The organism is Candidatus Cardinium sp. cBcalN2, assembly GCF_022810445.1.
Lineage (GTDB): Bacteria > Bacteroidota > Bacteroidia > Cytophagales > Amoebophilaceae > Cardinium.
The window spans coordinates 1-11,175 of record NZ_JAACGD010000074.1 but is presented as its reverse complement, the minus strand read 5'-3'; the positions used below and the strand labels follow the sequence as shown (position 1 = coordinate 11,175).

Annotated in this window: 8 protein-coding genes and 1 tRNA gene; all 9 read left to right on the top strand. The window is 37.0% G+C overall.

What is annotated here, in order from left to right; translation table 11 throughout:
• The first annotated feature begins 239 nt into the window (after positions 1-239).
• Positions 240-1,613, top strand: a complete 1,374-nt coding sequence (hisS, locus tag MUW74_RS02250; RefSeq protein WP_243518227.1) for a histidine--tRNA ligase — start codon at positions 240-242, stop codon at positions 1,611-1,613.
• A gap of 2 nt (positions 1,614-1,615) precedes the next feature.
• Complete coding sequence (locus MUW74_RS02245; protein WP_243518224.1) at positions 1,616-2,452, top strand: metal ABC transporter permease; 837 nt, start codon at positions 1,616-1,618, stop codon at positions 2,450-2,452.
• Positions 2,453-2,549: 97 nt separating this feature from the next.
• Positions 2,550-2,894 carry a DUF3127 domain-containing protein gene (locus tag MUW74_RS02240; protein ID WP_243018299.1) on the top strand — a complete coding sequence of 115 codons (345 nt, stop codon included), beginning with the start codon at positions 2,550-2,552 and terminating at the stop codon, positions 2,892-2,894.
• A 267-nt stretch (positions 2,895-3,161) separates the two neighbouring features.
• Positions 3,162-3,800, top strand: coding sequence for a peroxiredoxin (locus MUW74_RS02235; protein ID WP_243518219.1), 639 nt, complete (start codon positions 3,162-3,164; stop codon positions 3,798-3,800).
• 238 nt (positions 3,801-4,038) lie between these two features.
• Entirely contained in the window at positions 4,039-5,538 is a 1,500-nt protein-coding gene (locus MUW74_RS02230; RefSeq protein ID WP_243518217.1) for an NTP/NDP exchange transporter, read from the top strand.
• A gap of 286 nt (positions 5,539-5,824) precedes the next feature.
• On the top strand, positions 5,825-6,127 hold the full coding sequence (locus tag MUW74_RS02225) for an iron-sulfur cluster assembly protein (protein WP_243518213.1): 303 nt from the start codon (positions 5,825-5,827) through the stop codon (positions 6,125-6,127).
• Positions 6,128-6,320: 193 nt separating this feature from the next.
• Positions 6,321-6,393, top strand: a tRNA-Phe gene (locus tag MUW74_RS02220).
• Between the two features lie 167 nt (positions 6,394-6,560).
• Positions 6,561-9,689 carry a preprotein translocase subunit SecA gene (gene secA, locus MUW74_RS02215; RefSeq protein WP_243518198.1) on the top strand — a complete coding sequence of 1,043 codons (3,129 nt, stop codon included), beginning with the start codon at positions 6,561-6,563 and terminating at the stop codon, positions 9,687-9,689.
• Between the two features lie 84 nt (positions 9,690-9,773).
• Positions 9,774-10,943, top strand: coding sequence for a hypothetical protein (locus MUW74_RS02210; protein WP_243518195.1), 1,170 nt, complete (start codon positions 9,774-9,776; stop codon positions 10,941-10,943).
• The last annotated feature ends 232 nt before the right edge of the window (positions 10,944-11,175 follow it).

Here is an 11,175-nt window from a genome sequence, read left to right as displayed (position 1 = left end):
AAAGAAAAAAAACCTTCTATAAATAATATATATATGAATGATTAACAATATGTATAATCCATAGCTCAAGTATAGAAGCTATTTTAGGTTAAAAGCTTTAAAAAGCCAACAAAATCTTGTAGTGGTATTTCAGCTCATCAAGTTAAGTATTGTGAATCATCCAATGATCGTTTAAATTAGTATTTGTCATAGTTCCAAATGAAAGCCTATCTTTCACCTAATTATATTAGTAAAAGTAGATGACTATATTACCTAGTCTTGTAAAAGGTATGCGCGACTATAATTCCCTTCAGGTATATCGCCGCAATTATATCCTTTCTGTTATTCAGTCTATTTATGCACTCTATGGATTTGAACCACTAGAGACCCCTGCTTTGGAAAATCGCACTACCCTTACAGGAAAATATGGCCAAGAAGGGGAGCAATTGATCTTTCATGTACTTAAGTCTGGTAATTTTCTAGAAGGTATCGCTTCAGCAATAAATCTGAAAGATTACAAAAAATTGAACCCACTCATCAGCGACAAAGGGCTTCGCTATGATTTAACCATCCCTTTAATGCGTCATATTGCAGCGAATCACCATCAAATATGCTTCCCATTTAGGCGCTACCAAATGCAACCTGTATGGCGAGCAGATAGACCCCAAAGAGGCCGCTATAGAGAATTTCTACAGTGTGATGCCGATATTGTGGGCAGTAATTCTTTATTGTGTGAAGCGGAAATTTTAAAATTGATCTATGATGTATGTACCAAATTGGGAATACGAGATTTTTCCATTAAAATTAACCATAGAGGCCTATTGTCTGCTATTGCTGATGCAGAAAACGAGAAATTATTTTGTACCATTGTAGATAAATCAGAGAAAATTGGCTTCGAAAAAGTCATGGCTGCATTAACAGCAGCAGGCTTTAGTAAAGAAACAATTGCATCACTTACTCTATTCCAAAACTTTAAAGGGAGCAATGCTCAGCTCTTGATACAATTAGAGCAAACCATTGGTCATACAGATCAAGGGGCAAAGGGGGTAGAAGCATTGAGTAGTATACTCACCCACGCCTATGGTCTTGGGCTACCAGATGGTGTATGTGTTATTGAACCAACCTTAGCAAGAGGATTGGCTTATTACACCGGACTGGTTATGGAATTGACGGTAGCTGGCACTCCAATAGGTAGCCTAGGTGGCGGAGGTAGATATGAGGGTCTTGGAGAACTGTTCGGAGCACGTGGGCGAACTGGTGTAGGCTTTTCCTTTGGAATAGATAGACTTTATGACCTTATGGAGGAGCAAAATCTCTTTGAGTCTATTACCAATTACACAACAGAGGTATTATTAACTAACATTGAAGAAAAAGTGGAAGAAGAAATCCTCCATTTATTGAGTCAGTTACGTGCAGCTAGTTTTAAGGCAGAATTATATCCTGAGCGGGTAAAAATTCGAAAACAACTAGCCTATGCCCATAAGAAAAATATCCCTTTTGTGATCATACTAGGAGAAACAGAATCAGCTATGAACCACTATACGCTAAAAAATATGCAAACAGGAGTGCAAAATAGCTATAGTTGGCCTGAGCTCTGTGAGGTATTAAAAATAGCTTTAGTTGCAAAAGGTTAGCTATGGATGCATTATGGACCATTATTGTGGCTATTCTTGCGAGCGTAAATTGTGCGTTAGTAGGTACCTATTTGGTGTTGAGAAAAATAGCGATGATGGGAGATGCTATTGCCCATTCAACACTGCCAGGGATTGTATTGGCCCTTCTGATAACAGGATCTAAAAATTCCCCTATACTCATTGTTGGAGCCGGTATAACAGGTGTGCTGGTCACCTTTCTGATAGCATTTCTAGAAAAAAAAATAAGCATACAAGCAGATGCGGCTATAGGCATTAATTTTACCTTTCTTTTTGCTTTAGGAGTTATTTTAATCTCTTTCTTCAGTAGAAAAATAGATCTAGACCCAGAATGTAGCCTCTATGGCGAACTGGCAACTGTTTCATTAGATGTATGGCGAACTTCTAGTGGTATAAATCTAGGACCCAAAGCATTTTATATTTTATTAACCGCTTTAGTCATCAATTTAATCTTTCTTAGGATTGGTTATAAATATCTGTTTGTCAGTACTTTTGACCCACAATTTGCCCAAAGTATTGGGGTACATACTACCCGTTGGCACTATTGCTTAATGGCCATAACCTCGCTTACAACGGTTGCTGCATTTGAAATAGCAGGCGCTATTTTAGTAGTTGCCCTTTTAATTGTTCCAGCAGCAACTATGTATTTGGTCACAAAATCTCTGAAACGTTTGTTATTTTACAATGTAGTCTTTGCTATATTAAACGCTATTGGCGGATACTATACCAGTTTCTTGTTAAATAGTTCAATGGCAGCTACTATGGTGACCATATCGGGGCTATTATGCTTGGTTACTTTTGTATTTTCCAAAAATAATTAAGATAATCGCAAGTAGGCCTCATAATAAAGAAGCCATCTGGGTGATCCAGTCTTGACAAGAGTCTATCTTTAATTTTATTAAAAATACATTTACATATATGCATATAACGGGAAGATTATTTGAAATTAATCCGCCACAGCAAGTCTCTGAATCATTTAAAAAAAGAACTTTTGTGGTAGAATATGTAGAAAATCCACAATACCCAGAATATATCTCTTTTGAGCTGATTCAGGACAAATGTGATCTGCTAGATGGATTTACAGAGAAAGAAGAAATAACCGTTCATTTCAATCTTCGAGGTAGAAAATGGACCAATCCAGAAGGAGTTGTCAAATACTTTAATGCTTTGCAGGCATGGCGATTAGAAAAAGGCAATAAAGTCAATGAATCAACTGTAACCAGTCCATCTGCTAGCGATATAGAGGATGATTTGCCTTTCTAAAGGAATGCTTAAGCTAATTCTTTCATCAAGAAAAAAATATCGTACAAAATCCTTATGGTTGGCTTTATCAAGGGGCAAAATCCTTAAGTTGCCCCTATTAGCTAAACAAGCCAATTACTAGTCTACCAACTAGTGTACTATGAGATTTATAAAAAAAAATATAAATTTGCATTGTAACGTGTTACCCGCATTTCTATTCCTAAAACAATGATTAGGATTAAAAACAATAAGCGGCTAGTTACCTTTTTATAACTATTACTATATACTGTGCATTTATTAGGAACAAAAGCCCCTATTTTTAAGGCGCCTGCTGTCATAGATGGTGGAAATATCGTAACTGACTTTTCACTGGAACAGTTTTTAGGGGTTAAAGAAGTACTTTTTTTCTTTTACCCAAAAGATTTTACTTTTGTCTGCCCTACTGAATTATTGTCCTTTCAACAACATTTACCCCAATTTATAGAACGCAATGTCGCACTGGTTGGTTGCTCTACTGATACAGAAGAAACGCATGCTGCTTGGTTAAATACACCCAAAACAAAAGGAGGTATCATGGGCGTAACTTATCCATTAGTTGCTGATACCAGTAAGACGATTGCTTCCAACTATGGTGTGCTAGGAGGTGATTGGAGCTATAACGAGCATAACCAATTGATTTTCACAGGTATTCCTTTAGCTTATCGTGGAACTTTTTTAATTGATAAACAAGGTGTCGTGCGATATATAGCGATTAATGATCTACCATTAGGTAGAAACATCCATGAGATACTACGTATTATTGACATGTGGCAACATGTTCTCCAATTTGGAGAAGTTTGCCCAGCCAACTGGGCAAAAGGGCGTAAAGCGCTAAAAGCTACTCCTGAGGGCGTATCCAATTATCTAACCCTAAATACAGAACTATGAAAAGAGCATGATGATTAGCAGACTTATTTTGCTACTCGTTTAGGCTAGGCGATTTGTACAGGACATGGAGTGAAAAACAAAAGTCTGGCATACAGAATAAGTAAATGTAAACACCAAATCCAAGTGCAAATTAGTAGCAAAAGTAGCATTTCAAAAAACATTTTACAACATCATAAAGTATCTAATCCACCAATTAATTTTATTTCATACTTTATATTTTAACTAAATTAAAAACACAATGAGCACGAAAAAAGAATTTGGTAACATACGTGGAATAATATTTCCGATTTACAAAAGTGAGCTGCGTAAATTTTTGCCAATGGCCTTTATATTTCTTCTTATATCTTTTTGTTATGCCCTTACACGCTCCCTTAAAGATATGAATATGATAAAGGAAGTTGGTGCTACCGCTATTTACTGGTTAAAAGCAGTAGCCATTACACCTAGTATGATTTTCTTTACGATTCTTTATGGGAAAGTTAGTCGTTCTACGGGAAGAGATGGCCGCTTCAATGCTGTTATGATTTACTTTTTAGCTTTTTTTACCTTGTCTTTTTTGTTTTTACTACCACAAAGAGAGCTATTGCAGCTCAATACGTTCTTTACAATATTTGAAGCAAAATTTCCGACTCTTATAGAGCTTTGGAAAGCTATTTGTCATTGGCCTATTTCGCTTTTTTACATCCATGCGGAGGCTTGGGGTACTTTTGCATTAAGTGTAGTGTTTTGGACTTTTGTAAATGAAATTACAGCCGTAAATCAAGCTAAGCGTTTTTATAGCTTCTTAAGTATGTTTGCTGCTCTTGGGAGTATTCTGGCTGGAGCCATTCTTAAGTTGGATAGTGTGGCTAAACATTTTCACCAAGGTTTAAAATTTGTGATTATAGCTATCGTTTTGATTCTAGTAGTATACAACTACTTTACTGCAGATATAAAAGCTAATCCAGCCTACTATCAGATTCAGCAAAAGCCTAAAAAAGTCAAAATAAAAATGTCTTTCATAGAGTCTATTAAATTTCTAGCTCGTTCCAAGTATCTCATGTTGCTTTCTATATTGGTAATTGGTTACGGCTTGGTGATTGCATTATTTGAAGCTGTACAAAAAGATCAAATTAAACAATATACAGAATTAACTGGAGATGATACCATTCTGGCAGGCATATATGCTCAGCAACAAACTGCAGTAGGTATTATTTCTATTTTAGTAACCCTTTTTCTTGCTACACCTATAATCAGAAGAGGATGGCGTCTTGCAGCATCTGTTACACCAGTTACCGCTTTGGTGATGACCGTTCTATTTTTTACCTTCCTTCGTTTTGGTGATGTGTTCGATCCTATTTTAAAGGACTTTCATCTTAGTTCTTTATATCTGGCCGTTGAAGTAGGTATTTACAATGTAGTGTTGATTAAGTCAGTTAAATATGTCTTATTTGATCCTACTAAAGAAGCGGTCTATATCCCACTAGATGAAGAAACAAAGGTCCGTGGTAAAGCAGCTGTAGATGGTGTAGGTTCCCGTTTGGGAAAAAGCTTAGCATCTGTATTGATTACAGTTATGTCTTTATTATTTGGTGGTGGTGGAATTAGTGGTATTCGTACACCAATTGTACTGATTATTATAGCTGTTATTATACTTTGGTTAATAGCTGTTCGAACTTTAGGCAAGTTAAAGGCAGAAGCTGAAGCCAAACATGAAGCAGAACTTAGCAGTGCAAATAATGCGCAAGTAACCAAGTAGTCCATTATCCTACTTTTTGCTTGATTAAAAGCTACCCCAAAAATCACGTCCCTTGTACAATGTTTTGGAAAGCACCCCTTGCACCTGGAAAACAGCATTTGCTGGTTTGTAGCCGCCAGTAGCCTCTTTTTTTATTTCAGCTGTAAGGCGTGCTTTATGATTGTATCCTTTTACAAGGGATCTCTTTATCTTATTATCTTATCTTTTTGTATGTACCCTTACCCTAGTACTGAATACAAACTATATTTTAAGTTATATTCCATTAGTCTCTTTAAATTAACTAGCTATGATTCAACAAGAACAAGTCATAGAAGCTATTAAACAAGTTTATGATCCAGAGATACCCGTAGATATCTATGAACTGGGGCTTATTTATGAGATTACCATTTTACCACTCAATAATATTGAAATCTTAATGACGCTTACTTCCCCTAATTGTCCAGCTGCAGATATGATACCTAGCCAAGTAGAAGAAAAAGTCAAAGCTATACCCGAGGTACATGAAGTAAAGGTTCACCTTACCTTTGAGCCGCCTTATACAATAGAGCGAATGTCTCAAGCAGCCAAATTAGAATTGGGATTTGCATAAATTTACTATGCTTAATGGGTGGCATCAGCCCTATTGTAAACGCTTTGGGTTTTTTGAAAATTATTGCGTCCATAATTACGATTATGCAATCCAACAAGTAAATGAAAAATTCCTTGCCAGTCTACTCAATACGCACTCGTTCCCTTGTTTAGGTTTTTTAAAATGCTTAAATTGCTTATCCGTTAATTCTGTTGGTGATGTAGCTCAGTCGGTAGAGCATCGGACTGAAAATCCGTGGGCCGGAGGTTCGAGTCCTCTCATCACCACCTTGCGTTTTGCAATAGACTGTTTGCTAAGTCTAGCATTGTGCTATCCATACCACTCGGTGGTAGCGGGCAATTGTAGTAAAGAAAAAGGTAAATTATAAAGTAACCAATAGATTATTTACCAATCTGCTCAACAACTACGAACTGTTTTTTCATCCATATACAAGATGTTTAATCGACTTTTTGCTAACGTTTTCACTTCAAAGAAAGAGAAACAACGCCGTTTTTACAACGAAAAAGTTTCCGAAATCAACCAGATTTATCAGTTGTTGCACCCGCTTTCTCATGATCAATTACGGGAAGAAGTGACTGCTATACGCAAAAAGATAGCTGCCGATTTACAGCCTATTACATCTGAAATGGCACAAATCAATAGATCTTCGGATGAACAGTCAAGCAATGCTTTGGCTGCTGTTAACGCAAGGGTAGATCAATATAACCGGTTAGAGCAATTAAAAAAACAACACAAAGCAGCCTTAACAAATATTTTAGATCAAGTCCTGGTTCGTGTTTTTGCTATTGTCAAAGAAACGGCTCGCCGTTTTAGGGATCATAACCAGTTAGCTGTTGCTGCTAATGACCATGATCATGCCATCGCAGCCCGTAAGTCTTATGTAACCATAGAAGGCAAGCAAGCGATTTGGCAAAATCAATGGCCAGTAAGTGAACATATGGTTGTTTGGGAAATGGTGCACTATGATGTACAATTGATAGGTGGAATGGTTTTACATCAAGGGAAAATAGCCGAAATGGCTACTGGTGAAGGCAAGACGCTTATTACCACCTTAGCTGCCTTTTTAAATGCCCTAAGCAATCAAGGCGTTCATGTGGTTACCGTAAATGACTATTTAGCTAAGAGAGATGCAGAATGGATGGCCCCTATTTTTGAGTTTCATGGTTTTACAGTAGACTGTATAGATAACTACCCAGCCTACTCCATTGAGCGCCAACGTGCCTATCAAGCAGATATTATTTTTGGTACCAATAATGAATTTGGTTTTGACTACCTCAGAGATAATATGGTAACCGATGCCAGTGATTTGGTACAACGTGCGCACTATTTTGCTATTGTAGATGAAGTTGATTCTGTACTTATTGATGATGCTAGAACACCACTCATTATTTCAGGTCCTGTAGAAGAGAGCGATGAACATATTTACCAAGAGTTGGTTGGTAAAATTGGGCATTTGTATGCACTGCAGAAGGAGCTAGTTATTAAGCTGTTACAAGAAGCAAAGCAAAAAATAAAAGCAGGCAACACAGAGGAAGGAGGCCTAGCCCTTTTTCGGGCCTATAGAGGGTTGCCTAGATATAAGCCTTTAATTAAATTTCTAAGTGAAAAAGGCATGCGTCAGATCCTTGACAAGGTAGAGTCTTACTACATACAGGAAAATAGTAAAATGATGCCGGAAGCTGACGAACCTCTTTTCTTTGCCATTGATGAAAGGCATAATAGTGTTGAAATCACTGAAAAAGGGCTTACCCATTTAACGGAACAAGAAAAAAATCCATCTTTCTTTGTCTTACCAGATGTGGCAGCCCATATGGCCACTATTGAGAATGACACTACCTTGACCCATGAAGAAAGCCTTGCCCAACGTGCTTATTTTCAACAAGCCTATAAGGTAAAAGCACAACGCATACATGCACTGCATCAGTTGTTAAAAGCCTATGCTTTATTCGAAAAAGATGTAGCTTATATTGTAGCCAAGGGTAAGGTAAAAATTGTAGATGAACAAACAGGACGTGTTTTAGATGGACGTAGATATTCAGATGGATTACACCAAGCTTTAGAAGCAAAAGAGGGCGTTAAGATTGAAAAACCTTCCCAGACCTATGCCTCCATTACCCTGCAAAGCTACTTCCATATGTATGATAAACTAGCTGGTATGACTGGTACAGCCGAAACAGATGCTGAGGAATTTTGGGATATTTATGGCCTTGCTGTAGTACCTATTCCCACCCATAGGCCATTGTTACGGGAGGATAGAGAAGATAAAGTCTACAAAACAGTACGGGAAAAATTCAATGCCATTATTGAAGAAATTGTTGCCTTATCTACCCAAGGGCGTCCAGTTTTAGTCGGTACTACTTCAGTGGAAGTATCTGAATTAGTAAGCAAAATGCTCGCTTTTCGTAAAATTCCTCACCAAATCTTGAATGCAAAGCATCATCAAAAAGAAGCAGAGATTGTAGCACAAGCTGGTATTACTGGTACCGTTACCATTGCTACCAATATGGCAGGTCGTGGTACCGATATTAAACTAACACAGCCCTCCAAAGAAGCTGGCGGATTGGCTATTATTGGTACTGAGCGTCATGAATCAAGACGCGTCGATAGGCAATTGCGTGGCCGTGCTGGACGACAAGGTGACCCAGGTTCTTCTCAGTTTTTTCTTTCTCTAGAAGATAATTTAATGCGGCTCTTTGGTTCTGATAGAATTGCTTCTGTAATGGATCGAATAGGCTTAGAAGAAGGGGAGGTGATTCAACATAGAATGGTTAGTAGGTCTATTGAAAGAGCACAAAAAAAAGTAGAACAGAACAACTTTGCCATGCGCAAGCGCTTGCTAGAGTATGATCGTGAAATGGGTACCCATCGTGGCGCAGTCTATCAAAGACGAAACCATGCCTTATTAGGTCAAGGCGTAGAGGTTGATATTATGAATATGCTCTATGATACGGTCACCAACATTATAGAACATGAAGATAGTAAGCTAGAAGCAAGTTTTCTAAACCCCATTTTTGCCAGTGTATTTGGCCTTTCAGATCCTTTTTCAGCGTCATTTTTTACAGGTAAAAAGAAAGAAGTACTTATAGAGGATATCTATCAGCAATTAACTAAGATCTATTACGAACGTTCCGCAGCACTACAAGCCATGTTATGGGCCTATTTTAAAAAGTCTCCTGCACCAGGTCGTAGTACTATTTTAGAAGCTCCCTTTTTTGATGGAAAAATCTATATTAGAGCCTCTGCCTACCTGAACGACTTTATGGATTCTAATGGAAGAGCCATGGTTAAGAATTTAGAATGTATGGTGGTCTTACATGTAATTGATCAATATTGGAAAAGTCATTTACGCGTTATGGACGATTTAAAGCAATCAGTTCAAAATGCTATTTATGAAAGACAAGATCCCATTATCACCTTTAAGTTTGAGGCCTACCATTTATTTAGAAAATTTATGGCTACTGTTAATCAAGAAATTATTTCTTTCTTGTTTCATGCCTCTTTTTATGTGCAATTGCCATTAAAAGGTCATACGGAAGATCAGCCCGACAAAAAAAGCTTATAATTATAAACTTATCTACCCATACCATGGGTCAGTAATGACTAAATGTTTTGTAAAAAAATCTATTAAATTAAACAATTTACTATCATGAAATTTCAGCCTATTTCCAGAAAAGTTTTTTGTAACAAGATAACTAAGCTATTGTATCTTGCTATTCCTATTTTCCTATCTATTTCTTTGTTGTTTATTGGTTGTGACTGTAAAAATGATACCCTTCCTGATGTAGAGAAAAGTTATAGTGATTCTTCTGATTCTTCTTCGTGGCAAAATCATGATACTGCTAATAGTAATACTTTGGATGTAGTCCAAAATCAGCGACCTATATTTTTCCTAGCCCATGGCTTGGGAGATACGGCTAGTTGTTTTAATTTCCTTGTAAGCGAACTCCCTAAAAAGTGCCCTGGCGCCTGGATCATTCTTTCAAAGAGTGTAGAGGGTAAAACCCACTCTCTTTCTATAGAGGAACAAGCTGAACAATGTCATAAAGAATTTTCAAGTGAAGTGTCAGACATATCTGACGCTAAGCAGCGTCCTATTATACTCATTGGCCATAGTCAAGGAGGACTTCGTGTATCTGCGTTAGCACCTAAACTCGAAAAAGAAGGTTACAACGTAAAAATTGTTGGCATCAATACGCCATTCGAAGGCGCCCCTCTGCTTAGGTTCGAAAATGAAACTTCATTAAAGCAATATATTCGAGACCGCTTGAACAGTGTATGCCCATCATTATTACGTTCTTCGTTAACCAACATCATGAATCATGCAGCAGATCAATTAGTAGCTTTCGTTACCCAATGCTTCGGAGAATATGATGTAATTTCTAAAGAACCAGGAGTGAAAGATTTAAAGCTAGGCAATTCATTTTTCCGTAGGCTTCAAAGTAAACTTTCTAGAGCCAATATTCCTATACTAGCAATAGCAGGTGCAGTAGACTCTAAAATCAAAATAGATTTATCGACTATCTTTGGTATTGATCTACCTGATCAGGCTAAATTTTTTAATTTTAACCTAAATGATTGTTTGAAGAATGTGTTAGCAGACGTGCTAGTTGGTCAAACAAATCATTCTGATAAAAGGCATGATTGCACTCTTCCAGTTTATAGTCAACATGGAAGTAATACTATTGCAAAGAGTCAAAATTATTATAAAGTTACTATTGATAATACTGTCCATATTTCTAATTTTATTCCTGGCATTACAGGTACATTGGATAGTCCTCAAACAGTAGCTGAGATTCAGCAATTTGCTAAAAGGTAAGCAAATGGCTAACCCTGTATCCTATAATAACCTATTTGTTCAGGTAGCCGTTCAGCCAATGGCCTCAACTTAAGGAATAAACTGATTAAGAAACTTATTTAAAATAAAAATCGCGTTTTTTTTGGCTGCTTTATCACAGCTATCCAATTTTATGGGTCAGGTTTTAAGTTTAGTGCTTATACAGGTTCTGTCTAAGCATACTTGAAAGTTTTTAGCTAAATAATCATAAAAT